The 24,026-nt window shown below is 56.3% G+C and carries 28 protein-coding genes; 19 read left to right on the top strand and 9 right to left on the bottom strand.

Annotation, left to right across the window (positions count from 1 at the left end; all coding sequences use genetic code 11):
• Nucleotides 1-26 precede the first annotated feature (26 nt).
• The 8 genes from pal (at nucleotide 27) to ACXAGA_RS01605 (ending at nucleotide 7,997) form a co-directional block, all read left to right on the top strand.
• Nucleotides 27-557, top strand: coding sequence for a peptidoglycan-associated lipoprotein Pal (gene pal, locus ACXAGA_RS01640; protein ID WP_475115779.1), 531 nt, complete (start codon nucleotides 27-29; stop codon nucleotides 555-557).
• A 20-nt stretch (nucleotides 558-577) separates the two neighbouring features.
• Nucleotides 578-1,402, top strand: coding sequence for a tol-pal system protein YbgF (ybgF, locus tag ACXAGA_RS01635; protein ID WP_475115778.1), 825 nt, complete (start codon nucleotides 578-580; stop codon nucleotides 1,400-1,402).
• Entirely contained in the window at nucleotides 1,393-2,667 is a 1,275-nt protein-coding gene (tilS, locus tag ACXAGA_RS01630; RefSeq protein ID WP_475115777.1) for a tRNA lysidine(34) synthetase TilS, read from the top strand. Before ybgF ends, tilS begins: the two co-directional genes overlap by 10 nt.
• 71 nt (nucleotides 2,668-2,738) lie before the next feature.
• Nucleotides 2,739-4,637: an ATP-dependent zinc metalloprotease FtsH gene (ftsH, locus tag ACXAGA_RS01625; RefSeq protein ID WP_475115776.1), complete on the top strand. Its 1,899-nt coding sequence runs from the start codon at nucleotides 2,739-2,741 to the stop codon at nucleotides 4,635-4,637.
• Nucleotides 4,634-5,416 carry a methyltransferase domain-containing protein gene (locus ACXAGA_RS01620; RefSeq protein ID WP_475115775.1) on the top strand — a complete coding sequence of 261 codons (783 nt, stop codon included), beginning with the start codon at nucleotides 4,634-4,636 and terminating at the stop codon, nucleotides 5,414-5,416. The genes ftsH and ACXAGA_RS01620 overlap by 4 nt, the downstream gene beginning before the upstream one ends.
• A complete protein-coding gene (locus ACXAGA_RS01615; protein ID WP_475115774.1) occupies nucleotides 5,417-6,016 on the top strand; it encodes an MOSC domain-containing protein in 600 nt (199 codons plus the stop codon).
• A gap of 169 nt (nucleotides 6,017-6,185) precedes the next feature.
• On the top strand, nucleotides 6,186-7,079 hold the full coding sequence (gene folD / locus ACXAGA_RS01610; protein WP_475116211.1) for a bifunctional methylenetetrahydrofolate dehydrogenase/methenyltetrahydrofolate cyclohydrolase FolD: 894 nt from the start codon (nucleotides 6,186-6,188) through the stop codon (nucleotides 7,077-7,079).
• Between the two features lie 138 nt (nucleotides 7,080-7,217).
• Nucleotides 7,218-7,997: a LytTR family DNA-binding domain-containing protein gene (locus ACXAGA_RS01605; RefSeq protein WP_475115773.1), complete on the top strand. Its 780-nt coding sequence runs from the start codon at nucleotides 7,218-7,220 to the stop codon at nucleotides 7,995-7,997.
• Here the strand turns inward: ACXAGA_RS01605 and pdeM are convergent.
• A complete protein-coding gene (gene pdeM, locus ACXAGA_RS01600; protein ID WP_475115772.1) occupies nucleotides 7,963-8,610 on the bottom strand; it encodes a ligase-associated DNA damage response endonuclease PdeM in 648 nt (215 codons plus the stop codon). The two genes, ACXAGA_RS01605 and pdeM, sit on opposite strands and share 35 nt — an antisense overlap.
• A 42-nt stretch (nucleotides 8,611-8,652) precedes the next feature.
• Nucleotides 8,653-11,058 (bottom strand): ligase-associated DNA damage response DEXH box helicase, encoded by a 2,406-nt coding sequence (locus ACXAGA_RS01595; RefSeq protein ID WP_475115771.1) that lies wholly within the window; start codon nucleotides 11,056-11,058, stop codon nucleotides 8,653-8,655.
• 93 nt (nucleotides 11,059-11,151) lie between these two features.
• Here ACXAGA_RS01595 and meaB point away from each other — a divergent pair, with 93 nt between their 5' ends.
• From meaB to ACXAGA_RS01570, 5 genes are all read left to right on the top strand, one after another.
• Nucleotides 11,152-12,141, top strand: a complete 990-nt coding sequence (gene meaB / locus ACXAGA_RS01590) for a methylmalonyl Co-A mutase-associated GTPase MeaB (protein WP_475115770.1) — start codon at nucleotides 11,152-11,154, stop codon at nucleotides 12,139-12,141.
• A gap of 144 nt (nucleotides 12,142-12,285) precedes the next feature.
• The gene (rpmB, locus tag ACXAGA_RS01585) at nucleotides 12,286-12,567 is read left to right on the top strand and encodes a 50S ribosomal protein L28 (protein WP_086451719.1); all 282 of its coding nucleotides are present in this window, start codon (nucleotides 12,286-12,288) and stop codon (nucleotides 12,565-12,567) included.
• Between the two features lie 217 nt (nucleotides 12,568-12,784).
• The gene (locus ACXAGA_RS01580; protein ID WP_475115769.1) at nucleotides 12,785-13,102 is read left to right on the top strand and encodes a hypothetical protein; all 318 of its coding nucleotides are present in this window, start codon (nucleotides 12,785-12,787) and stop codon (nucleotides 13,100-13,102) included.
• Between the two features lie 39 nt (nucleotides 13,103-13,141).
• Nucleotides 13,142-13,618 carry a copper chaperone PCu(A)C gene (locus tag ACXAGA_RS01575; RefSeq protein ID WP_475115768.1) on the top strand — a complete coding sequence of 159 codons (477 nt, stop codon included), beginning with the start codon at nucleotides 13,142-13,144 and terminating at the stop codon, nucleotides 13,616-13,618.
• A gap of 111 nt (nucleotides 13,619-13,729) precedes the next feature.
• Nucleotides 13,730-14,863: an MFS transporter gene (locus ACXAGA_RS01570; protein ID WP_475115767.1), complete on the top strand. Its 1,134-nt coding sequence runs from the start codon at nucleotides 13,730-13,732 to the stop codon at nucleotides 14,861-14,863.
• On the opposite strand, the gene ACXAGA_RS01565 is transcribed toward ACXAGA_RS01570, so the two are convergent.
• Genes ACXAGA_RS01565 through ACXAGA_RS01555 form a run of 3 tightly spaced genes read right to left on the bottom strand, consistent with a single transcriptional unit; the run spans nucleotide 14,829 to nucleotide 16,176 of the window.
• Nucleotides 14,829-15,482, bottom strand: coding sequence for a DUF2306 domain-containing protein (locus ACXAGA_RS01565; protein WP_475115766.1), 654 nt, complete (start codon nucleotides 15,480-15,482; stop codon nucleotides 14,829-14,831). The genes ACXAGA_RS01570 and ACXAGA_RS01565 overlap by 35 nt on opposite strands.
• Nucleotides 15,483-15,516: 34 nt before the next feature.
• Entirely contained in the window at nucleotides 15,517-15,729 is a 213-nt protein-coding gene (locus ACXAGA_RS01560; protein ID WP_475115765.1) for a helix-turn-helix transcriptional regulator, read from the bottom strand.
• A 3-nt stretch (nucleotides 15,730-15,732) separates the two neighbouring features.
• Nucleotides 15,733-16,176 carry a hypothetical protein gene (locus ACXAGA_RS01555; RefSeq protein WP_475115764.1) on the bottom strand — a complete coding sequence of 148 codons (444 nt, stop codon included), beginning with the start codon at nucleotides 16,174-16,176 and terminating at the stop codon, nucleotides 15,733-15,735.
• Nucleotides 16,177-16,345: 169 nt separating this feature from the next.
• Here ACXAGA_RS01555 and ACXAGA_RS01550 point away from each other — a divergent pair, with 169 nt between their 5' ends.
• A complete protein-coding gene (locus ACXAGA_RS01550) occupies nucleotides 16,346-17,638 on the top strand; it encodes an ABC transporter permease (RefSeq protein ID WP_475115763.1) in 1,293 nt (430 codons plus the stop codon).
• Complete coding sequence (locus tag ACXAGA_RS01545) at nucleotides 17,631-18,308, top strand: ABC transporter ATP-binding protein (RefSeq protein ID WP_475115762.1); 678 nt, start codon at nucleotides 17,631-17,633, stop codon at nucleotides 18,306-18,308. The genes ACXAGA_RS01550 and ACXAGA_RS01545 overlap by 8 nt, the downstream gene beginning before the upstream one ends.
• Here the strand turns inward: ACXAGA_RS01545 and ACXAGA_RS01540 are convergent, their stop codons facing one another.
• Nucleotides 18,309-18,746, bottom strand: a complete 438-nt coding sequence (locus ACXAGA_RS01540; protein WP_475115761.1) for a CBS domain-containing protein — start codon at nucleotides 18,744-18,746, stop codon at nucleotides 18,309-18,311.
• Between the two features lie 192 nt (nucleotides 18,747-18,938).
• Here ACXAGA_RS01540 and ACXAGA_RS01535 point away from each other — a divergent pair, with 192 nt between their 5' ends.
• The 3 genes from ACXAGA_RS01535 to ACXAGA_RS01525 are packed head-to-tail and all read left to right on the top strand — an operon-like array spanning nucleotide 18,939 to nucleotide 19,903.
• The gene (locus ACXAGA_RS01535) at nucleotides 18,939-19,307 is read left to right on the top strand and encodes a c-type cytochrome (RefSeq protein WP_475115760.1); all 369 of its coding nucleotides are present in this window, start codon (nucleotides 18,939-18,941) and stop codon (nucleotides 19,305-19,307) included.
• A 53-nt stretch (nucleotides 19,308-19,360) separates the two neighbouring features.
• Entirely contained in the window at nucleotides 19,361-19,570 is a 210-nt protein-coding gene (locus ACXAGA_RS01530; RefSeq protein ID WP_475115759.1) for a TIGR03643 family protein, read from the top strand.
• 42 nt (nucleotides 19,571-19,612) lie between these two features.
• Nucleotides 19,613-19,903 (top strand): hypothetical protein, encoded by a 291-nt coding sequence (locus ACXAGA_RS01525; RefSeq protein ID WP_475115758.1) that lies wholly within the window; start codon nucleotides 19,613-19,615, stop codon nucleotides 19,901-19,903.
• A gap of 14 nt (nucleotides 19,904-19,917) precedes the next feature.
• Here the strand turns inward: ACXAGA_RS01525 and ACXAGA_RS01520 are convergent, their stop codons facing one another.
• A complete protein-coding gene (locus tag ACXAGA_RS01520; RefSeq protein ID WP_475115757.1) occupies nucleotides 19,918-20,514 on the bottom strand; it encodes a hypothetical protein in 597 nt (198 codons plus the stop codon).
• On the bottom strand, nucleotides 20,511-22,469 hold the full coding sequence (parE, locus tag ACXAGA_RS01515) for a DNA topoisomerase IV subunit B (protein WP_475115756.1): 1,959 nt from the start codon (nucleotides 22,467-22,469) through the stop codon (nucleotides 20,511-20,513). The genes ACXAGA_RS01520 and parE overlap by 4 nt, the downstream gene beginning before the upstream one ends.
• A 164-nt stretch (nucleotides 22,470-22,633) precedes the next feature.
• Here parE and ACXAGA_RS01510 point away from each other — a divergent pair, with 164 nt between their 5' ends.
• Nucleotides 22,634-23,173 (top strand): hypothetical protein, encoded by a 540-nt coding sequence (locus tag ACXAGA_RS01510; RefSeq protein WP_475115755.1) that lies wholly within the window; start codon nucleotides 22,634-22,636, stop codon nucleotides 23,171-23,173.
• Here ACXAGA_RS01510 and ACXAGA_RS01505 read toward each other — a convergent pair.
• Complete coding sequence (locus ACXAGA_RS01505; protein ID WP_475115754.1) at nucleotides 23,136-24,008, bottom strand: LysR family transcriptional regulator; 873 nt, start codon at nucleotides 24,006-24,008, stop codon at nucleotides 23,136-23,138. The two genes, ACXAGA_RS01510 and ACXAGA_RS01505, sit on opposite strands and share 38 nt — an antisense overlap.
• Between the last annotated feature and the right edge of the window lie 18 nt (nucleotides 24,009-24,026).

Here is a 24,026-nt window from a genome sequence, read left to right as displayed (position 1 = left end):
AGCAGTCATAATTAGGATAAAAATCCATGCACACCCTAACCAAAGCCGCAGCGATCATCGCCCTGATGACCACCGCCGCCTGTACGAACCCTGATCGGTTCGGTGCAGGGGCCAACGGAAACTCGGTCGATCTGAACGGCGCCAATGGCGCATTTGGATCGGACGCAATGAACAGCGCGTCGAACCCGAACAGCCCAGCCTATTTCAACCAGACCATCGGTGACCGCGTTCTGTTCGCCGTTGACCAATCGACGCTGTCCACTGCCGCAATGGCAACGTTGGATGGTCAGGCGGGTTGGCTGATGGCAAACCCTGATTACACAGCCGTGATCGAAGGCCACGCCGACGAACAAGGCACGCGCGAATACAACCTTGCGCTGGGGGCCCGCCGTTCGAACGCTGTATACGAATACCTGATTTCCAAAGGTATCCCAGCGTCGCGGATCCGCACTATTTCCTACGGCAAAGAACGCCCGATCGCGACCTGCGCGCAGGCAGCATGCTATGAACAAAACCGCCGTGCTGTGACCGTGATCAGCATTGCTTCGATGATGTAATCTGAAACTAGGGGGCTGTTATGATGCGCAAGGCGTTGATTTCTTTTGCCGTTGCGGCTGCGTTGCCGTTTTCTGCGAATGCTCAGGATCAATCTTTGGCCGATATACGGCAGCAGCTAACGGCCCTTTATGTGCAGGTTCAGCAGCTAAACACCGAATTGTCGACCACGGGGTCGGCGATGGGCACCAGCGTTGGCGGCGGATCGGCGCTGGAACGGTTGTCGTCGATCGAAGCCGAACTGCAGCGCCTGACGTCCAAGACCGAAGAGCTGGAATTCCAAATCACCCAAGTCGTGCGCGACGGCACCAATCGCATCGGCGATCTGGAATTCCGTTTGTGCGAATTGGAAACGAATTGCGACATCGGATCGTTGGGCGACACGCCGACATTGGGCGGGGTGGAAACGGGATCGGCTGCTGCGCCTACGCCCGTTGTGCCGAATACTGCGGGGCCACAATTGGCCGTTGGCGAACAGGCCGATTTTGACGCCGCGCGTTCGGCGATGGAATCGGGTGATTTCCGCACCGCTGTTGCAGGTTTCGACAATTTCGTCATGGCATATCCCGGCAGCCCATTGGCCCAACAGGCCCATTACCTAAGCGGCGAAGCTTACGAATCGCTGGGCGAGGTTACGAACGCGGCCCGCGCCTATCTGGGCAGTTTTTCGGCGGACCCAGCGGGTGAAATCGCCCCTGACGCGCTGTTTAAATTGGGCTTTTCGCTGGGCGCATTGGGCCAGACCCAAGACGCCTGTACGACCCTGATGCAGGTTGGCGTGCGGTTCCCGAATTCTGACGCCGCTTTGGATGCCCAAAGCGCGATGCGCAATTTCGGATGTTCCTAAATTCCGACTGGCTGATGCAGCAGGGGCCTGATGCCATGTTGCTGCAGGCCGTTGGTGCGGCATTTGCGCGGCGACCTGATAGGGTCGCCGTTGCGGTATCTGGCGGGGGCGACTCAATGGCTTTGCTGGATTTGGCGATCCGTGCTGCCGCCCAACAAAATCAAACGGTGCTGGCTGTCACCGTCGATCATGGACTGCGCCCCGAGGCCGCGGATGAGGCCCGCATGGTTGCCGCGTTCTGCGCCGAACGGGGTGTGCACCATGACACTTTGCAATGGGACGGGCAGGCCGATGGTAACCTGATGGCCGCCGCCCGCGAGGCCCGATATCGCCTGATCGCCAAATGGGCGCAGGATCACGATTGCACGCATGTCATTCTGGGCCACACCCAAGACGACGAAGCAGAAACATTTCTGATGTCTTTGGCGCGTGGGGCAGGGGTAAACGGTCTGGCTGGTATGGATCTGTCCCCTGTTTATGGCGGGGTTAAATGGCGGCGTCCGTTGATGTCTGTATCGCGGGCAGAACTGCGCGAATACCTGAGGCGTCACAATATTAAATGGGTCGATGATCCGTCGAATGACAACGATCAATACCTGCGCGTGCGCACCCGAAAACTTTTGCCGCAGTTGGATGGTATTGGCCTGAATGCCGATCAAATATCGTCCTCTGTGTATGCCATGAAAATGGCGCGCAGCGCGTTGGAACATTACACGATGAAAGAGGCCGACGACCACGTCACCGTATCTGGCGGTGATGTGATTTTGCCGCGCGGGTTCAATCAACTGATGCCGGTTGAAATTCAACGGCGGCTTTGGATTTCGATTTTGCAGTGGATCGGCGGCGGGCAATATGCGCCGCGCACTTCGGCGTTGTCGGAACTGGATGCCGCAATTGCGGATGGGCGAAACCACACGCTGAACGGCTGCGCGATTATTGTGAAAGGTGATGAAATCCGCGTGACGCGCGAATGGGGCGCCGTGCGCGATGTGACCTGCGCGACCGATCAAATCTGGGATCGCCGTTGGCAATTCGTTGGGCCGCATGACCCCGCGCTGACCATCGCGCCGGTTGGCGAACAGGGGATTCGCACACTAACGGATTGGCGAGACGCTGATTTGCCGCGTCCCACAATTATTTCATCGCCAGCGGTTTGGCATGAAAAAACGCTTATTGCTGCACCATTGGCGGGTTTTAATGACAATTGGACGGCACAGATCGTCGCGCCATGGCATCCTGTTGCGAAACACGCATTGAACCTCTGACATTACTGCCTATTTTAAGGGGAAATCTGCCGCCAGCCGAACTGGTGGCATGAACGTCAGAGGAGTCCCCCTTGGGCAACGCACGCAATATCGTATTTTGGGTCGTCCTGTTTTTGCTGGTCGTCTCGCTTTTCAACGTATTCTCGTCGGGTACGTCGAGCCTGCAATCCACAACACAGAGCTATTCGGATTTCATCCAAGCAGTTGAGAACGACGAAGTTCAGTCTGTCACGCTGGACGGTGAAAAAGTGTTCTACACTGGCACCGACAGCCGCGAATACCTGACCATCCGTCCGGACGACGCCGAAGTAACCGCGCTGTTGATCGCGAATGACATTCCGGTGACCGCAGATGCGCAGGAACAATCCACGTTCCAGGCGATCCTGCTGTCGCTGTTGCCATTCCTGCTGCTGATTGGTGTGTGGGTCTATTTCATGAACCGCATGCAGGGCGGTGGCCGTGGCGGCGCGATGGGCTTTGGGAAATCCAAGGCAAAGCTGCTGACCGAAAAACATGGCCGCGTGACCTTTGATGACGTTGCTGGCATCGACGAAGCCAAAGAAGAACTGCAAGAGATCGTTGAATTCCTGCGCAACCCGCAAAAATTCAGCCGTCTGGGCGGTAAAATCCCCAAAGGCGCATTGCTGGTGGGCCCTCCTGGTACGGGTAAAACGTTGCTGGCACGCGCCATCGCGGGCGAAGCGGGCGTTCCGTTCTTTACCATTTCGGGTTCTGACTTTGTTGAAATGTTCGTGGGTGTTGGTGCGTCCCGTGTCCGCGACATGTTCGAACAGGCGAAAAAGAACGCGCCATGTATCGTATTCATCGACGAAATCGACGCTGTGGGCCGCGCACGTGGCCAAGGTTACGGCGGCGGTAACGACGAACGCGAACAGACGTTGAACCAGTTGCTGGTTGAAATGGACGGCTTTGAAGCGAACGAAGGCGTAATCATCGTGGCTGCAACCAACCGCCGTGATGTTCTGGACCCTGCGTTGCTGCGTCCGGGCCGTTTTGACCGTCAGGTCACCGTTCCAAACCCAGACATCAAAGGCCGTGAAAAAATTCTGGCAGTCCATGCCAAGAAAACGCCGCTGGGCCCAGATGTTGACCTGCGCATCATCGCGCGTGGTTCCCCCGGTTTTTCGGGTGCTGATCTGGCCAACCTAGTGAACGAGGCCGCATTGATGGCTGCACGTGTTGGCCGCCGTTTCGTCACCATGGTCGATTTCGAAAACGCCAAAGACAAAGTGATGATGGGCGCAGAACGTCGTTCGATGGTTCTGACACCTGATCAGAAAGAAAAAACCGCCTATCACGAAGCTGGCCACGCCGTTGTTGGCCTGGCGCTGCCTGAATGTGACCCTGTTTATAAGGCGACGATCATTCCACGCGGTGGCGCGTTGGGTATGGTTGTATCCTTGCCTGAAATGGATCGCCTGAACTGGCACAAATCCGAATGTCAGCAGAAACTGGCGATGACCATGGCGGGTAAAGCGGCCGAGATTATCAAATACGGTGCCGATCACGTATCGAACGGTCCCGCAGGCGATATCCAGCAAGCCAGCCAACTGGCCCGCGCGATGGTTCTGCGCTGGGGTATGTCGGACAAGGTCGGCAACGTGGATTATTCCGAAGCTGCCGAAGGCTATTCGGGTAACACCGCTGGTTTCTCAGTTTCGGCGCAAACCAAAGAAATGATCGAGGAAGAGGTTCGTAACTTTATCCAAGAAGGTTACGACACCGCCTATCGTATTCTGACCGAACAGAACGCCGAATGGGAACGTCTGGCCGAAGGTCTGTTGGAATATGAAACCCTGACAGGTGCCGAAATCCAGCGCGTCATGAAAGGCGAACCACCCCAAGGCGACGGCAAAGAGGAAGAGGATACCTCGGTCACTCATATGCCAACGGTTGGCAAAAAGGCGAAACCAGCTGCCGAAGAGCAGCCAGAGGACCCTAAAGAGTGAGCCCCTCTCAATCAAAAGATTGGAACCCCGAAACCTATGCCAGGTTTCGGGGTTTGCGTTTGCGGCCTGCGATTGATCTGATCCACCAGATCGGCGTGGTCCCTAATGGCGATATTATCGACCTTGGCTGCGGCAATGGCGCCGTGGGCGAAGCGTTGGCCGAACGGTTTGACGGTCATAAATTGATCGGCGTCGACAGTTCGGAAACGATGCTGGTCAAAGCATCGGAAACGCGCAACTACGATGATCTGGTGCATGCCGACATCACGCATTTCCAGCCCAGCAAATCGCCTGCGGTGATTTTTTCCAATGCCGCGCTGAATTGGTTGCCCGACCATGAAACGCTGATGCCGATGATCGCGGGCCAATTGGCCGATGGCGGCGTTTTGGCGGTGCAAATGCCGGGGCAGCACGATGGGCCCAGCCATGCGCTGGCGCGGTCGGTTGCTGTTGAAATGTTCCCTGAACGATTTGCCGATGGGGGATGGAACGCCGATGTTCTTGACCCCGCCGATTACTACCGCATCCTGTCGCCACATGGGGATGTAACCGCGTGGGAAACGTCTTACCTGCAACCGCTTGCCCCTGAGGATGGCCACCCCGTGCGTCATTTCACGCAGTCCACATATCTGCGGCCCATCATGGCCAAAATGGATGAAACCGAACAGGCCGATTATCTGCAGCGCTACGAAACCGCGCTGCACGCGGCCTATCCTTTGGCGGATGACGGATCAGCGATGTTCACGTTCCGCCGCGTGTTTTTTGTACTGAGACGATAAATGCCTGCTTTAAAACGTACCGATTATACCGCCCGTATTGTGCATCTGGGGTATATGCCCGCCACGTCCGACGACAGCGGTTTGGTCGAATCCCACGCGCTGGACGCGATGACGCTGGAATTTGGTGGCAACCGCAAAGACGCGCATTTCGGCATTACCCGCCCGTCGTGCAGCCGCGTCACGCAGCAATATGAACGGGGCACCGAAATCGGGAACGTACGGCAATTGTCCATTCTTTCCGCCGAAGAAATGGCGCAGATCGCGGGCGGTTTGGATTTGGCGCAACTGGACCCGCTGTGGCTGGGCGCATCTATCGTGATCGAAGGCATCCCCGATTTTAGCCACATCCCGCCGTCATCGCGCCTGCAATGTGAACGCACGGGCGCGACCGTGGTTATTGATATGCAGAACCGCCCCTGCCATGTGGTCGCGAAAACCATCGAACAGGTCGAACCTGGTCATGGTAAATCGTTCAAATCCAAGGCGAACGGAAAACGCGGCGTGACGGCATGGGTTGAACACCCTGGCGCGATGGTGCTGGGCGACTCGCTACGGCTGCACATTCCTGATCAACGGGCATGGGCGCCGACGCTATTGTGATTTTGCGTTCCTATCGGCGGAATTCGTTCTTTATCGGTCGCATTCACGTAGATATCGCGCATTTAAATTACCTAGCGTAGCGCCAACAGTGGGGGCGGGGCTGTGCTTTGGCCCCAATACGGTGTAGGAGGCGCGCAAAAGCGTGGACATCAGCAAAGGGGATTGGCCGATGACAGCCAAGGTGATCGACGGCAAAGCGTTCGCAGCAACCGTTCGGGAAAAGGTCGCAGGCCATGTGGCCCGCCTGAAAGAAGAACACGGTATCACTCCGGGTTTGGCGGTGGTTCTGGTTGGCGAAGACCCAGCAAGTCAGGTCTATGTCCGTTCCAAGGGCAAACAGACCATCGAAGCGGGCATGAACTCCTATGAATACAAACTGCCTGCCGAAACGACCGAAGACGAACTGCTGGCTGTTGTCGAAAAACTGAACAACGATCCACAAGTCCACGGCATTCTGGTTCAATTGCCTTTGCCGAACCACATGAATTCGGATCTGGTGATCAACGCGATTGACCCTGCCAAAGACGTTGATGGTTTCCACATTTCGAACGTTGGCCTGTTGGGCACAGGTCAGAAATCGATGGTGCCTTGTACGCCTCTGGGCTGTTTGATGATGCTGCGCGATCACCACGGATCGCTGTCGGGCCTGAATGCTGTTGTCGTGGGCCGTTCGAACATTGTTGGCAAACCGATGGCGCAATTGTTGCTGGGCGATAGCTGCACCGTCACCATCGCGCACAGCCGTACCAAAAACATCCAAGACATCGTGCGTGCCGCCGACATCGTGGTTGCCGCCGTTGGCCGCCCTGAAATGGTCACTGGCGATTGGATCAAACCGGGCGCGACGGTGATTGACGTAGGTATCAACCGTATCGATGCGGGCGAAGGTAAAACCAAATTGGTTGGCGATTGCGAATACGCATCTTGCGCCGACGTCGCGGGCGCAATCACCCCAGTACCGGGCGGAGTTGGTCCGATGACCATCGCGTGCCTGCTGGCCAACACGGTCACGGCCTGTTGCCGCGCCAACGGATTGCCAGAGCCCAAAGGCCTAACAGCATAAATGACGTGACGGCGCCAACCTTGGCGCCGTTTTTTTACGGTTCACAATCGTAAGTTTAATTGCGACAATTGGGACGTGTTTGTTGCCCTGTTGTCTTTTGTTTGATCATCCCTAGCCAAACCGTTCGAGTTACAGCCAATGGATCGTCAAGAACCGAATTTAGCCATATTGTTTATGGGTATCGGAACCGGTTTAACCGTGTTACTGGCCATTTTGGGCCCTTTTGATACCTATAGCGATTTTAGCTTTGGGCGTCGCCTGTTCGCCTGGGGCATTGTCGTCGCGCTATCGATGTCTGTAGTGTATACGCTGCGCCGTTTTTTTGCGGATCGGATCAAACATTTCATTGTCCGCGAACTGGTTGTTTTCACCCTATTCAGCCCGATTATCAGCGGCGCGGCTTGGGTGTTGTTTTTGCGCGATCAGGAAACAGATTCGATCTGGCAGAACAGTCCTCTGTTTATCCTAAAGGTGTTTGCAATCGCGATCACTGTCGCTTTTGTGCGTCATTCAATCACGGCTGGTTTGGGGCTGCTTTCCACAGGGCAGGACATCAAATCGCAACCGCGTTTGTTTGACCGGCTTGTTGAACGCGGCGATGCTGACCTGATGTACCTTAGCAGTGATGACCACTACGTGGTTGCGGGATATTCAAACGGACAAAGCGAACGCGTTCTAATTCGGATGGCCGATGCGATTGCTGAACTGGATGATTACAAAGGTCTAAGAGTCCACCGCAGCCATTGGGTCAATGAAGCCGCGATTGACGGGTTCGGTCGAAAATCAGGCCGCGAATATCTGGTTCTGAAAACGGGTGATCTGGTGCCAGTATCACGCAGCTATCGGGATGGCGTGTTGGCGTTGTCACCGCAGAACGTGAATATCACAAAGGAACGGCTAGACATTGCCGCCCAGTAACGATCGCAAAGGCACGTTCGTCAAACAAAGGCCGAATGGGATCTTTGGTCGCCGGAATACCGCCTGTGTAGGTGCCATAGGCAGGCATAATCAAACGGTGATCATCATAGACGAAACAGGGGCGCGGGGCGCCTGTGATGCTGTGTTTGGGGTGGTAGTGGCCTGATACCTCGCCAGCGTCGGTTGTATCTTCGGCGATGTGGCGGAATGTCAGGTTCCCAACCCGTGTTTCCAGCACATATTCCCCGCCCAATTCAACAGGCCCCGCATCGTGGTTGCCCGCGATCCAGATCCATTCGCGCCCTGCCTGCATCCGCGCAAGCCACAGTTTTTCTGCATCGCCCATGTGTTCGATAGCTTCGACGTCATCGAAACTATCGCCCAAACAGATCACGCGGGCGGGGGTCAGATTGGTGATGTCCTGATCCAGACGGGTCAGCGTGTCGCGCGTTTCATAGGGCGGCAGTAATGCGCGGCCTTTGCGTGCGAAACGTTCTGATTTGCACAGGTGCAGGTCGGATACGATCAGAGTTTGGTCCGCAGCCATCCATAATCCACCCGATGGCAGAGCGGTCAATTCAGTGTCGCAAAAGGTAAAAACATGGGTCGTCATGGGCGTTTCTTTGGCCTTCGACGCACGCAGGGTCAACCCCCGCTATTGGGATTTCAGACCAGCCTTTTGCATCAATTCGGCGGCCTTTTCTGCCTCTAGCCTATCACGGCCCGAACCGATGACGGGGATTTTCCCGACCTCTAGCAGCATTGGCGCGGCCAAGGGGGGCAGGCGGTCCAGCGCGACGTGATCAATCGCGCCGCCTGTGCGGGTGAGCATATCCTCGATCCGTGAAAAATCGACCAGACCCTGCATCGCCTCGATCCGCGTGATCCGCATCATCAAGTGGTCGGGGTCGTACCGTAGCAACGTGTCGTACAGAATGTCCGATGAAAACGTGACCTGTTTGCCCGATTTGCGCGTTCCGGGGCTGTTGCGTTCGGTCAGCATGGCGATGTTGGCGGCGGTGCGGAACGTGCGTTTCATCACCATGTTGCCCGCCAGCCATTCATCCAGCCCATCGCGCAGCCCATCGGGGCGCAACAGGGCCTGAGGGTCGGTGACGGGTTCCAGCCCCCACAGCAGGGTCGCATAGTCGGTTGACACAAACCCCAGCGGGTCCAGCCCCGCCTGTTCCATCCGTTGCGACAGGATCAGGCCCAGCGTTTGCTGCGCATTGCGGCCCGCGAACCCGTAGACACAGGTGTAGTGGCGGCTGTCATTGGGAAAGGTTTCCACCAAAATGCGGTCGCGTTCGGGCAGTTTGGACACCTCGCGTTGCAGGGTCAGCCAGTCTGCGGTGTGGTCGGGCAGGTCCGGCCACGCGCCCATAGCGAACATCGATAAAATACGGTCCGACAACTGTGTCGAGGTCGCGAATTTCGTCCCGTTGAATGTCGCCACCTTGGGCGTTTGGGATTGGGATTTCGTGACCTCGACCACCAGATCGCGGATGCCCTGATACCGCACGATTTTGCCGCCGATCAGGAATGTATCGCCTGCGGTCAGCGTGCTGGCAAAGCCTTCTTCGACCTCGCCCAACGGTTTGCCCGCGCCGCGCATCCGCACCTTGAGCGTATCGGTGTCCTGAATCGTTCCGATGTTCATGCGTATCCGCGCGGCTGATCGTGGATCGCGCAGCTGCCATTGACCGTCGGGTCGCTGCATCAGGCGCTGCCATTTGTCATAGGCGCGCAGGGCGTAGCCGCCCGTCGCCACAAAATCCAGACAGTCATCGAATTCGGCGCGGGTCAGATCAGCATAGGCCCCAACGCTGCGAATTTCGTCCAGCAGGTCGGTTTCATCAAACGGGCCGGCGCAGGCGCGGATTAGGATGTGCTGGCACAACACATCGCGCGGCCCGCTGTTTTTGCGCGTTTCATCCAGATCACCCGCTAGGGCGGCGTCGATGGCGGCTTGGCATTCGATCACTTCGAACCTGTTAGCGGGGACCAGCATCGCCTTGGACGGGGCGTTGTAGCGGTGGTTCGCGCGGCCGATCCGCTGGACCAACCGTTTGACGTTTTTGGGCGCGCCGACTTGAATCACCAAATCGACATCGCCCCAGTCGATCCCCAAATCCAAACTGCCCGTGCACACGACCGCGCGCAGCGCGCCGCGTGTCATGGCGGCCTCGACCGCTTCGCGTTGGTCGCGCGATAGCGATCCGTGGTGAATGCCGATGGGCAGGTCGTCGGTGTTTTCCAGCCATAGATTATGGAAAAAGATTTCGGCCTGCGCGCGGGTGTTGTGAAAAATCAGGGTGGTTTTGTGTTTCTTGACCTGTTCCAGCACTGCAGGGATCGCATATTTCGCCCCGCCGCCCGCCCAAGGCGGCGGGGTATCGGTGACCAGCATCGAAATGTCAGGCGCGGGGCCGGGATCGGCATGGATAATGTCACAGGCCGTGCCGCTGTGCGCCAATTCGCGGCCAATTGCGTCGGGGTCGTCAACTGTCGCGGATAGCCCAACGCGGCGCAGGTTGGGCGCCATCGCTTGCAGGCGGGAAACGGCCAGCATCAGCTGATCGCCGCGCTTGCTTTCGCTGAGCGCATGGATTTCATCAACGATGATGCGGCTGACACCTGCGAACATGCGCGGCGCGTCTTCGTATGATGTCAGTAGGGCAAGGCTTTCTGGGGTGGTCAGTAGGATATGGGGCGGGTCGACGCGCTGGCGGCGTTTTTGGGTATATGACGTGTCGCCTGTGCGGTCCTCGATCCGTATGGGCAGGTCCATTTCCTGAACGGGGCGGGTCAAGTTGCGTCGGATGTCCGCGGCCAATGCCTTGAGCGGGGAAACATAGATCGTATGCAGGCCTTTGTGTGCGCCATCGGCCAATTCGACCAGTGTAGGCAGAAACCCCGCCAAAGTTTTGCCGCCGCCCGTCGGTGCGATCAGGACCAATGCGGCGGCATCCTTGCGGTCGAACATAGCGCTTTGGTGGGGGTGGATGTCCCAACCTTGGCCTGTGAACCAGTCGATAAATGTCTGTGGTAGCGCGCTCATACGCCCAATCTGTGCGGAACGCGCGCAGGGTCAAGCCGATAGGTGACACCCTGTCGCGCTGGACAGAACCCAAACACACGTTAAGAAGGTGCCATGAGCCGTAAGATCGACATTCCCGCTACCGCTGCCGCGCTGAAAAACGGTGAACGCCGTGCGCTGGCCCGTGCCATCACTTTGGTCGAAAGCGGCCGTGCAGATCACCGCCAGCAGGCGCTGGAATTGATCGACGCGCTGGGATCGGATCGTCAGGCGTTGCGCATCGGGCTGTCGGGCACGCCGGGCGTTGGCAAATCCACGTTTATCGAAACCTTTGGCCTGTTTTTGACAGGGCAGGGCCTGCGCGTTGCTGTATTGGCGGTTGATCCGTCATCGGCGCGGTCGGGTGGGTCCATCTTGGGCGACAAAACGCGGATGGAGCATTTGTCTCGTGATCCCAACGCTTTTATCCGTCCGTCCCCGTCGCAGGCGCAAATGGGCGGCGTTGCCCGCCGAACACGCGAAGCCGTCGCATTGTGCGAAGCTGCTGGTTTCGACGTGGTTCTGATTGAAACCGTGGGCGTTGGTCAGTCAGAGACCATGGTTGCCGAAATGTGCGATATCTTCACGCTGCTGCTCGCGCCTGCGGGCGGCGATGAATTGCAGGGTGTGAAACGCGGCATCATGGAAATCGCCGATCTGATTTTGGTGAACAAAGCGGATGGTGATCTGAAACCTCAGGCAACGCGGACGTGTGCGGATTATGCGGGTGCGCTGCGGCTATTGCGTAAACGCCCGCAAGATCCCAGCGATTTCCCCAAAGCGATGACTGTTTCAGCCTATGAAGGCGCGGGCGTCGAACAGGCGTGGGGTGAAATCTGCGCGCTGGCTGATTGGCGCAAGGAAAACGGTCATTTCGCGGGGCGCCGCGCAGAACAAGCGCGGTATTGGTTCCACGAAGAGGTCCGTTTGCAGTTGCTGGAACGGCTATCGGCGGATGCGGAATTATCCGCGAAATTGGCAACGGCAGAGGCCGCGCTGTCACGCGGAGAGATTACTCCCGCCAGCGCTGCGGCGCAGGTGTTGGACGGGTTTATGGCGGGGTAAACCCTGAAAAGCTTGACCGATGTGGGGAATCCGACTAAGGGCTGCCCATTCGTTTCGCGCACGGTGCACGATGCGATCGGGCGTTAGCCCACAATCACCGATAACCGGCCCTGGTGGCTGGACACAATAACGAAGGAATATCCTATGTCGCGTAAATGCGAATTGACTGGCAAAGGCCCGATGTCGGGCAACAACGTAAGCCACGCAAAAAACAAAACTCGCCGTCGCTGGCTGCCAAACCTGCAAGACGTAACTCTGGCCTCTGACGTTCTGGGCCGTTCGTTCCGTTTCCGCATTTCGTCGGCTGCGCTGCGTACTGTTGACCACCGTGGCGGTCTGGACGCTTTCTTGCTGAAAGCAAAAGACGCTGAGCTGTCGAACGCAGCTTTGAAGATCAAAAAAGAGGTTGTTAAAGCTTCGGCTTAATCACCCCCTTTCGATCACCGGAATAGGAAAGCCCAGAGCATCGCTCTGGGCTTTTGCTGTTAAAAGGTGCGCGGGCTGTGGCTCGCGCGTTGCTATTGTGGGTACCCAGTTTATCTGTTGCGGTTTCGCGCGACTGGCGGGGCAAATTGACCACTTTCGCCCATCACCTAATTTTGCTACGCCGCGATGCATGGCGATGGGTCGGATCATAGGGTTTATGCTGATTTTGCTGGTGATGGTGACATCACAGCAAATGGCGGTATTGCGTGGTCAAACGCAGCCCGTTGGTTTGGCCGTTCTGTGTTTGGGCGAAGCCGCTGTCGAAGTGCCCGTTGGGCCGGATGGGGAACCGGTCGGGCACCCACACATCTGCCCCGACTGCGCATTGAACGTGATTGTCGCCATTGAACAGCCGTCTACCGCCTGCCGCGCAATCGAGGGCCATAAAATCGCTTATGGCTATGGCAGTGATGTCGAACTTGCATTTGTGCGCATCTTGCGGGCGTCGGCGCGGGGGCCGCCTGTGTTTGGGTAAATTCAATAACTGAAAACTCCAAACACAAAGGTACACACTATGTTTAAATCCACCGTTTTTGCCGGCCTAATGGCGTCGGCCCTATTTGCGTCCTCTGCTGCAGCCGAGAGCATGATCGAAATTCACGATGCCTATGCCCGTGCGTCGGGTATGTCGGCGGTTGCTGGCGCGGCTTTCATGACGATCCACAACAGTGGTGATCAGGATGATCAACTGATTGATGCCCGATCTGACGTTTCGGCGCGTGTAGAGCTGCACACGCACATCATGGAAGATGGCATTGCAAAGATGCGCCGCATCGAAGGCGGTTTTACCATTCCTGCGGGCGGCGAACATATTTTGGAACGTGGCGCGGATCACGTGATGTTCATGGGGCTGACGCAGCCGTTTGAACAAGGCGCGGAAATCCCTGTGACGCTGGTGTTCGAACACGCCGGTGAGATCGAGGTAGTCATCCCTGTCGATTTGGAACGCACCAACCAAGAGATGCAGCACCAAGAGATGCACAATCACTAATTCGCAAATCCGCCTTTGAAACGGCCCGTGTCCATCGCGGGCCGTTTTTCGTTGCAAAGCGCTTTGGAAAACTGTTCTGGTTATCTGTAACGATTTAGGGAGGTCGGAAACATGCTTTTGCGTGCATGGGGCGCCATTATGGCGATGTTTTTCTTTAGTGGTGGCGTCTTTGGTCTTTGGGCGGCGCGCATTCCCAGCTTTGTCGACAAATTTGACCTGAGCCCTGGTCAGTTAGGTGTTTTGCTTTTGTTGATCGCGGGGGGCGCAATTGTCGCGTTTCCGGTTGCGGGACGTTGGGTTGATCGTTGGGGCGCGCGATTGGCATCATTGATGTTCATGTGCGTCGTGACTGTGATCGCTGCGTTGTTGCCGCTGATGCCGAATGTCTGGTTGTTAGGGGCAACCCTATTGGCGCTGGGCGCGTCGTTCGGTGCCAAAGATGTGGCGATGAACGCATGGGGCGCCGAAGTTGAAAAGCGGATGGAGCGGGCTGTTATGTCGGGATTTCATGCAAGCTTTTCTTTGGGCGGTGCGCTGGGGGCGTTGTCGGGGTATTGGGCGCTGCAGATGGACATGGGGATCGCGTTGCATTTCTGGCTGGCGCTGGTCGTCATGGTGATCATCTGCGGACCGCTGGTTTACATCCCATGGGACAGCAAAAAATCCGCGCCACAGGGTAAGGCGCAGTTGTTCGCCATTCCCAAAGGGGCGTTGTTGTTTGTGGGGATTGTCGGGTTTTCATCAGCCTTGGGCGAAGGGGCGATGATCGACTGGTCCGCCCTGATCATGCACGACCTAAAAGGCGCGGATGCGGCGACGGCGGCGCTGGCTGTGACGGCGTTTTCTGTGGCGATGGTTGTGACGCGGTTGTCTGGTAGCGTCATTATCCGATTGGCGGGACCTGTCGGAACCGTGCGGTTGTCTGCTGTGATGGCGTTTTGCGGTGGCCTGACGGTACTATTTGCCCCGAACATTTCGATGTCTTTGATCGGTTTTTGCCTATTCGGGTTGGGCTATGCGATGATTGTGCCGTTGGCATTTTCCCGCGCCGCGAACGACCCTGACGTATCGGCAGGTGTCGGGATCGCCAGTGTGGCGACATTGACCTATGGGGGGATGTTGATGGGCCCGCCCATCATTGGCGCAGTGGCGGAACTGACGTCTCTTGCGGGCGGGCTGTGGTTGTTGATCGCGCTGTCGTTGGTGACGTTCAGTTTTGCTGGGGCGCTAAGGTCGCAGGACTAGACCGCCGTTTGCCGTGAATAACCCGTTCGGCGATGGCAATGTTGATGCCCCATGCCGTTATGAACAATAGGTCCGAGGCATAGCCCGATCCCTCGGACCCTGTGATCAGCAAGTAGGGGATAAATAAAAACACCACAGTCGCAGAGCCCATGCCGACAGCGTAGGCGCGGATCATCCATGCGAGGTGGGCGGGTAGGTTGCGCCGTAGAATCGCACTTATGGCGATTGCCAGAGAGATGATCACGGCAATGGCGGCGACAAAACGAGCGGAATTCAGGATCACGGTCGCTGTATCGGTATGCGTCAGCAACAACATCAAAGAGCTAACCGACAGCCCTATGCCCGCAACCACAAAAACGTATCCCGAAATTTTGTGCAAACGGCCAAAGCGGCGTTTCAGCACGTTGGTAAATTGCAGCGGCCCTATGATGCCAAAGGCCGCGCCGCCCAAGCTGTGCAGCCATAACGATATGGGCGTGTCGGTCAGGTGGCTGCCTTCGGTCGGGACGGCGCCCATGGGAACCTGAACCACGCGCATCAGACCGACGATGATCGGAACAGCAGTCAAAAAGAACAGTAAATAGGCAAGCCGGTTGGGGGCTGCAGTCATGGGTTTCATGGCAGATACTCTTTAATAATAATGGTTTAGGTCGTTATTCGGTGTAGGTGAAAACGTCTTCTAACGGTTTGTCGAACGCCCGCGCGATTTTAAAGGCAAGCTCTAGCGTGGGCGCGTATTTCGCATTTTCAATCGCGATAATGGTTTGCCGCGTGACGCCGACTTTTTCGGCCAGCGCCTTTTGTGTCATTTCGTCTGCGTCAAACCGCAGCCTGCGGATCGTATTGGTGATCTGGATTTTGGCCACGGGTTAAATCAATCCTCGGTATGATGCGAATTTATGCAGGTTTCCTGCCAGATCGCCCAAGGCATAGGAATAGAAAACCAAGATAAATCCGAAAACAGGGGCAAATCCCATCGCCACCATGATCATCGCGGTGATAAATCCAGCGCCGCCCGCGACCATGACGACCATATTGCCGCGATTAGTGAATAGTCTGTCCCGTTCGTCCGTTCGGAAATCTGTATCGTCCGTGATGATCGCCATGATGATAATGAAAAGGACCGTCAAAACGATCGTCGCGACGATCGTGATGCCCATCGCCCATAGGGCCGATTTCGCCCAGATCATAGCGCCGTTTGGGCCCAGCAACGTGCCGTCCGACCACAGGCCAAACAGTTTGATTGCCAGCATTCCGTTTACGATCACGTTCACAATGATCGAAACGATCGTACATTTTTCCTCTTGTGACATCACTCTTATCCAAATCCGAGTCGTGTTTATATGACATTGGGTAATTGATTCTATACTTTGAGTAAAGTATCTTTTACACAGTGTAAGGTTTTCAATACGTTAGGCGGGTTTGCGCTGCTTGACGTTTGGGGGGGATGTCATAATGTCCGCTCAAATCGTAGGAGCAGTCATGTCAAACCCTGGATCAACGCCGCCGTTTTCGCGGTTCGAATGGATGATCGCTTGGCGCTATGTGCGTGCCAAACGCGCCGAAGGCGGCGTGAGCGTGATGACATGGATCAGCCTGATCGGGATCACTTTGGCTGTGTTCGCGTTGGTCGCGACAATGTCGATCCGCGCGGGGTTCCGTACCGATTTCGTCGATACCATTCTGGGCGCAAACGCGCATGTGACCGTTTATCAAACGCTGGTGGCCGATGAACGCGGGAACGTGTCGCGGGTGATCGATAACCCCGATGAAATGGCCGCGGCCCTGCGCGATGTTGATGGCGTCACGCGCGCCGCGCCCCTGATCCGCAGTCAGGTGATGGCCAACCACGCATCCGCCAACGCAGGGGTCGAAGTCTACGGCATCACCTTTGACGACCTGATGACCATCCCCCGTATCGTCGAACCCGAAGAATCGCTGGGCGATATCACTCAGTTCGAAAACGGGATCGCGATCGGGTCGGGCGTTGCGCGTGAATTGGGAGTAACCTTGGGCGATAAAATCAAAATCATTTCGCCCAACGGCACACGCACCGCGTTTGGCACCAGCCCGCGGGTCAGCGCCTATGACGTGGTCTATATTTTTACCGCTGGCCGCTATGACATTGATCGCACCCGCGTGTATCTGCCCATGGCCGAAGCTCAGCTGTTTTTCGACAAAGACGGCGTTGCCGACGAAATCGAAGTCATGGTCGAAGACCCAGAGGCCGTCGATGATTACCTACGCGACATCCTGCTGGCAGCAGGTGATCGCGGTCTGGTCTGGACTTGGCGCGATAGTGCGGGCGCGTTCCTGCGGGCCCTGACGGTCGAAGACAACGTGATGTTCGTGCTGATGGCGATCCTAGTTCTGATCGCGTCGATGAACATTATTTCGGGCCTGATTATGTTGGTCAAAAACAAAGGCCGCGATATCGGCATTCTGCGCACCATGGGCCTGACCGAAGGGTCGGTTATGCGCGTGTTTTTCATCTGCGGCGCATCGATTGGCACCGCTGGCACGATCATGGGCGTGATATTGGGTTGTTTATTCGTGATCTACATCGATCCGATTTTCAGCATGATCAACTATTTCTCGGGCGGGGGCGTTTGGGATCCGTCTATTCGCGGGATTTACCATCTGCCTGCCGAATTGAATTTGAAAAACGTTTTGGCGTCTATGGCGCTGTCTTTGGGGCTGTCGTGGACAATCACGCTGCTACCTGCGCGCCGTGCGGCCCGCATGAACCCGGTCGAGGCTTTGCGCTATGAATAACACTCTGTCTCTGACTGATATCCGCAAAGGGTATAACCACGGCAAACCGAACGAAGTTCAGGTTCTGCGCGGCGTTGATCTGACCGTGGGGCAGGGCGAAGTTGTCGCGCTGGTCGCGCCATCAGGTGCAGGCAAATCCACCCTGCTGCATATCGCGGGTCTGTTGGACACCGCAGACGAAGGCCGCGTTGAAATCGCAGGTCAGGACGTGACGGACCTGTCCGACCGCAAACGCACCGCAATGCGCCGCGCGGATGTCGGGTTTATCTATCAGTTCCACCACCTGCTGCCCGAATTTTCGGCGGCAGAAAATATTATCCTGCCCCAATTGGCGAACGGCGTGTCGCAGGCCGATGCACACTCCCAAGCGATTGCACTGATGGATACGGTTGGCGTCGCGCACCGCGCCGAACACCGCCCTGCAGCGTTATCTGGCGGCGAACAGCAGCGCGTCGCATTCTGCCGCGCCTTGGCTAATAAACCACGGCTGTTGCTGGCGGATGAACCGACCGGCAATCTTGACCCTGACACATCAGACCGCGTGTTCGACGCTTTGATGACGCTGGTGCGGTCCACGGGGTTGTCTGCATTGATCGCTACCCACAATCTGGAACTGGCCGCGCGAATGGACCGCACGGTGAAATTGGACGCAGGTCAAATCATCGCCTGATTATTCCGCAGCGATCCCCAGTATCGATGTTTCCAATCCGCGGCGGTATTCTTCGACGACGCGGCGGATGGACACCATGCCCAGCACCTTTTCGCGCTGCATGACAGGCAGATGGCGGATGCCGTTTTCGATCATCACCATCGCCGCAACGCCGATCGACATATTGCGGTCAATCGTAATAGGCGGAGCCGACATGATCTGACGCACCCAGCTGGTTTCTGGGCTAAACCCTTCGCGGGCGACGCAGCGGCGCACGATATCACGTTCACTTACGATTCCGATCAAACGGTCGTCTTCGACCACGGCCAGCGCGCCAATATCCTCTTTCAGCATCAAGGCCGAAGCTTCGGCCACAGACGCCTTTGGGCCGATCCAGACCAAATCGCGGCCGCCAATCAAATGTTTGATTTTCGTGGTGGAAATTTTGTTGAACTTCATCTTTGCACCCTCACTCGTGGTAACCTAACCAACTAACGGTTGGTCTAACGACCGATGGGATACGCCGTGTTAGGCGCAAAATGGCCTATCTACCCCTTCGCGATTTCCGCCTATCCCAATGGTTCGTCAATTTTTCAACTGGACCTAGACACGGCAGGGTGGGAATATCATCCCAATAAAAGGAGAGCAGTCATGCGCGCTTTGATCGTGTTAGCCACTCTGGCCCTTGCGGCCTGCGTAGAACAAAAAACCGTGGACGGCGCGGCGCTATTTGCCGAAAACTGTGCGTCCTGCCACGGCGCGAACGCCAAAGGCGACGCCGACATGGCCGCTGCCTTGGGCAAATCGATCCCCGACCTGACCCAAATCGCGGCCCGTAACGGCGGCGTGTTTGATCGCGACGCGGTCATGAGCACCATCGACGGCCTGCACCGCAGCGACGACAACCCGATGCCTGAATTCGGTGATGGCGACTTGGGCGAAACCATCATGGTCGGCAGCACGCCGATCCCTGCCGAGCTGTACGCGCTGGCGGGATACCTAGAAAGCATTCAGGAATAACGTGCCTTTGGCCTTGCGCGTCCTATCTTGCGGATCAACGCAGAAAGGATGCCATGACCAACACCCTGACCGATGCCGACCGCAGCGCCATCATCGAAATGGCGCTGTCCGATCACACCAGCTTTGCCGATATTGAAACCGAATTTGGCCTGTCCGAAAAACAGGTCAAAGACCTGATGCGCGCATCCCTAAAACGGGGCAGCTATACCGCGTGGCGCAAACGCGTGCGCAAATTCGGCGACCGCCGCGAACATTACAAATGACCGTTTAACCATTCGCTAACCATGTTCTGAGACGTTCAGTCCATGAAATACGCGATTGTTCTGAAACTGACCTGCCTGACCGCCTGTTCAGGCCCCACCGTGGCGTTCATGGGGGCCCAAGGCACGTCTATCGACGTGAACGGCAGCACCTACACCATCTACCGCAAAGACAACCGAATAGAGGCCGTCCGTACCGGCCCCGACTGGCGCCCAAACCTGATCAGCGTCGCCGCAGATTCGATCTATGCGATGGAAACCGTCACCGGCTGCAAAGTCGCCGACAGCACCTTTGACGGAGACGCCGCCGTTCAAAGGGCGCGGGTGAGGTGTTGACATTTCAGCGTGTGTTATAGGTTAACATTGGCATACCGTTTAAAGACCAGTCGCAAGTGTTCGACATCGTAACGTTCAGAAAACCTATAGCACTCTGATTTAGGTATCCTAATGGTTGGTTGAAAGCCTAAACGTTCTGCACTCAAATCCTTCAGGCAATCAAAAAAAGCCCGTTGCGCGTGCCTACCACCTTCAAACGGAAAATCTTTTGTCGGCTTCCCGAACCCTCCTCTGGTTTGACTGTTTTTCGCGCCGCTTAGATTGCATTCGGTTAGATAGAGTGCGCTGTCGTAGCCAAATCTAAAATTTTCTGGATAGAGCTTTAACGACTTAGCTCTCTCAACAGTGAAATGCTGCTTCTCGTCAAATTCGATGATGCAGTTAAATTGGGGCAAAAAGCCGTCAATCTGCAGTCTCGTCTTGCGCTTCGCTCGCAAACCATCCCAATCGCCACCAAGTTCTTGGAAAATGACGTTCAACGTAGAACAGTCGCCGAAGTCCAAATCCCATCTGGAGTGAAATTCTTTCAACTGCGGCGAAGTAGTCAGTGTGGTCAGCTTGGATAGCTGACCTAAAAAATAGGCCTCAGCACTATCGGCCCGTTTGCTCAAACATCCAACTCTTCAACAAACCGCGCGTTTTCCTGAATATACTGGAACCGTAGCTCTGGTTTTTTGCCCATCAGGCGTTCGACCAGATCTCCGGTTTCGCCAGGTTCGTCCTCGTCGATCGTCACGCGGATCAGTTTGCGGGATGCGGGGTCCATGGTGGTTTCTTTCAGGTCTTTGGCGTCCATTTCGCCCAGACCTTTGAATCGGGACACATCCATGCGGCCTTTGCCGCCCAGACCTTTTTCCAGCACCGCGTTCTTTTCCGCCTCGTCCAGACAATAGACGCGTTTGGCGCCTTGGGTGACGCGGAACAGGGGCGGGCAGGCCAGATACAGGTGGCCCTGATCGATCATCGGGCGCATCTGCGTGAAAAAGAACGTCATCAGCAGGGATGCAATGTGCGCCCCGTCCACGTCCGCATCGGTCATGATGATGATTTTGTCATAGCGCAGGTCGTCGATGTTGAATTTCGCGCCCAGACCCACGCCCAACGCTTGGGCCAGATCGTTGATTTCTTGGTTCGATCCCAATTTGCTGGACGCCGCGCCCAACACGTTCAGGATTTTACCGCGCAGCGGCAACAGCGCCTGCGTTTTGCGGTCACGCGCCATTTTCGCAGACCCGCCCGCCGAGTCGCCCTCGACGATGAACAATTCGGTGCCCGCGCGGTTGGAGGCGGAACAGTCCACCAATTTGCCAGGCAGACGCAGTTTTTTCGTCGCCGATTTACGCTGGGTTTCTTTTTCCTGACGGCGGCGCAGGCGCTCTTCGGCGCGGAGGATAAGGAAATCCAGAATCGCGCCCGCCGATTTGGTGTCAGCGGCCAGCCAGTTGTCGAAATGGTCACGGACCGAATTTTCGACCCATTTGGTCGCCTCTTCGGTGGATAGGCGGTCTTTGGTCTGGCCCACGAATGACGGTTCGCGGACAAAGATCGACAGCAGCGCCACACCGCCCGTGATCAGGTCATCGCGGGTGATCTGCGACGCTTTTTTGTTGTTCACCAATTCGCCGTAGGCGCGGATGCCTTTCAGAATCGCGGCCCAGAAACCGGTTTCATGCGTGCCGCCTTCGGGGGTGGGGACGGTGTTGGTGTAGGACAGGATCGACCCGTCGCGCATCGGCGTCCAGTTGATAGCCCATTCGACGGACCCAGGGACGCCAAATTTTTCTTCAAAGCTGACTTTGCCAGCGAAAGGTTTGTCTGAATACACGCTGACGTCTTTGAGCGTTTCGTTCAAGAAATCCGCCAGACCGTTGGGGAAATGGAACGACGCTTGGGTCGGGGTTTCGCCGTCGTCGATGGCCGATTTCCAACGGATTTCTACGCCCGAAAACAGATATGCCTTGGACCGCACCATTTTGAATAGGCGCGCGGGCTTCAGTTTTTGCGACCCGAAAATTTCGGGGTCAGCGTGGAATGTTACGGTCGTGCCGCGGCGGTTCGGGGCTGCGCCGATAACTTCGATCGGGCCCAATGGTTTGCCGCGGGAAAAACGCTGTTCATACAGTTCTTTGTTGCGGGCCACCTGAACGACCATCGAATCCGACAGCGCGTTCACAACGGACGATCCCACGCCGTTCAAACCGCCAGAGGTTGAATAGGCCTTGTTCGAAAATTTACCGCCCGCGTGCAGCACGGTAAGGATAACCTCTAGCGCGGATTTGTCGGGGAATTTCGGGTGCGGGTCCACAGGCATGCCGCGGCCGTTGTCGCGCACGGAAATGGACAGGTCTTCGTGCAGTTCAACCTCGATCCGGTTGGCGTGGCCAGCGACCGCTTCGTCCATCGAGTTGTCTAGGATTTCCGCCACCATGTGGTGCAGGGCGCGTTCATCGGTACCGCCGATATACATGCCGGGGCGTTTGCGAACGGGTTCCAGACCCTCTAGCACCTCAATCGAGGAAGCATCGTAATCGGTTGGCTCTGCGCCGGAAAGAAGATCGTCGGACATTTGTGCTGCTCTGTCTTGTTTGGCCTATATTGTGGCGCAACGCAGCGTTAGGGGCAATCTCTGGATTGATTTTTTAGTTGCTGTGGATAACCTTGTGGACAGGATGTGGGAAACCTAATGCGCGAATGCGCCGAGGGCAAAAATTGGAACCAAAAGACCAACACTTGCTGAAACACAGGCATCCGCATTTTCATCCAACGCAAGACATGCTTGTCGCTGACGAAAAAGAATTATCCATGTTGGCTGTTATGGGATCACAATTGCCGGGCCCAATGACCGCTTTTCAGGTTTGGTCAATCGCTGCATCAGCGTCATCCAAATACCTTGTTTTTCTTTTGCGGGTGCGGAATGGGATCAGCCGCATTTTGGGCGGCAAAGCGTCACGTGGGTTTGACACGATCAAAGACGTGAATTTGCAGGCGCGACCGCCCAAAGCCGGAGAGACCGTGTTTGGGCTGCGTGTGATTGAATGTAACGACCACGTTCTGAAATTAGAAACCGAAGATAGGCTGCGTAAAGCGATAGTTTATGTCGCTATGTCTAGGGATCAAATGACGACCAATATTATCGTATCGGGCGTAGGCAAAGGTAAGGTCGGCAATGTCTTTATGACCGTTTCGGGCAAAATTTTCGAAAGCGCGGTTATCGATATAATGGTCGAACGTTTCAAAGACTATGGGCTAACCCTAACAACGCGTTTGTAAGCGGCGGTAGGGGATCACGATCGGGCACGATCAGCCCGACCCTTTGTTTCTGGGATCCTTTTAGCGCGATCTGAACGATCGGGCGCCCTGTTGTTAAAAATTCGGCCATATGCACCGGCAAAACGGTGACCCAGCGACCCGTTTCCACATGAGACGCCAAAACGACTGTCGAATTGCTTTGAATGGACGCGGACGGCGTGACGCCAGCGGAGATCAGCATTTGATCAATGATCTGGCGGTTTTGCATATCGGGTGTCAAAAGACATAAATTTTCGGACGCCAAATCAGCCCAATCCACATGGCCCCGTTGGGCGATTGGCGCGTCTTTGTGGCAGACCACGGCGTAATCTTCGTCGAACAGGGGAACGGTTTTGACGCGACCCAAAAGAGCGTGATCCAGATATGTGATCCCGCCGTCAATTTGCAGGTTGTCCATCATCGCCTGCATCCCAGCCGAAGATTGGGATAAAATGGAAAACCGGACGTTTGGATGTTTTGCGCAAAATTTTTCTGTTAAATCCGCCACCATCGGCAATGCCGTGGGGATGACCGCCAGCCTGATTTCGCCGCTTAATCCTTTTTTGGAACTGCGCATTTCCTGTTTGAATGTGCGCGTATCACTGACAATGCGCAGGGCCCATTCCAACGCGCGTTCACCTTCGGTCGTTAACCCGCCAAAGCGTGATCCACGGTTCACCAATTGAACGCCCAGCTGTGCCTCTAGTTGTTTGATACCGGCCGACAGGGTGGGCTGCGTGATACCCAATTCTTCGGCTGCGCGGCCAAAATGGCGAATGCGACACAGGGCAATGAACATTTCAAGTTTATCAATCATCGCGCAAACCTGACTTTG

Source organism: Marivivens sp. ABH4_498 (assembly GCF_056160585.1).
This window is presented reverse-complemented; position numbering and strand designations above follow the sequence as displayed.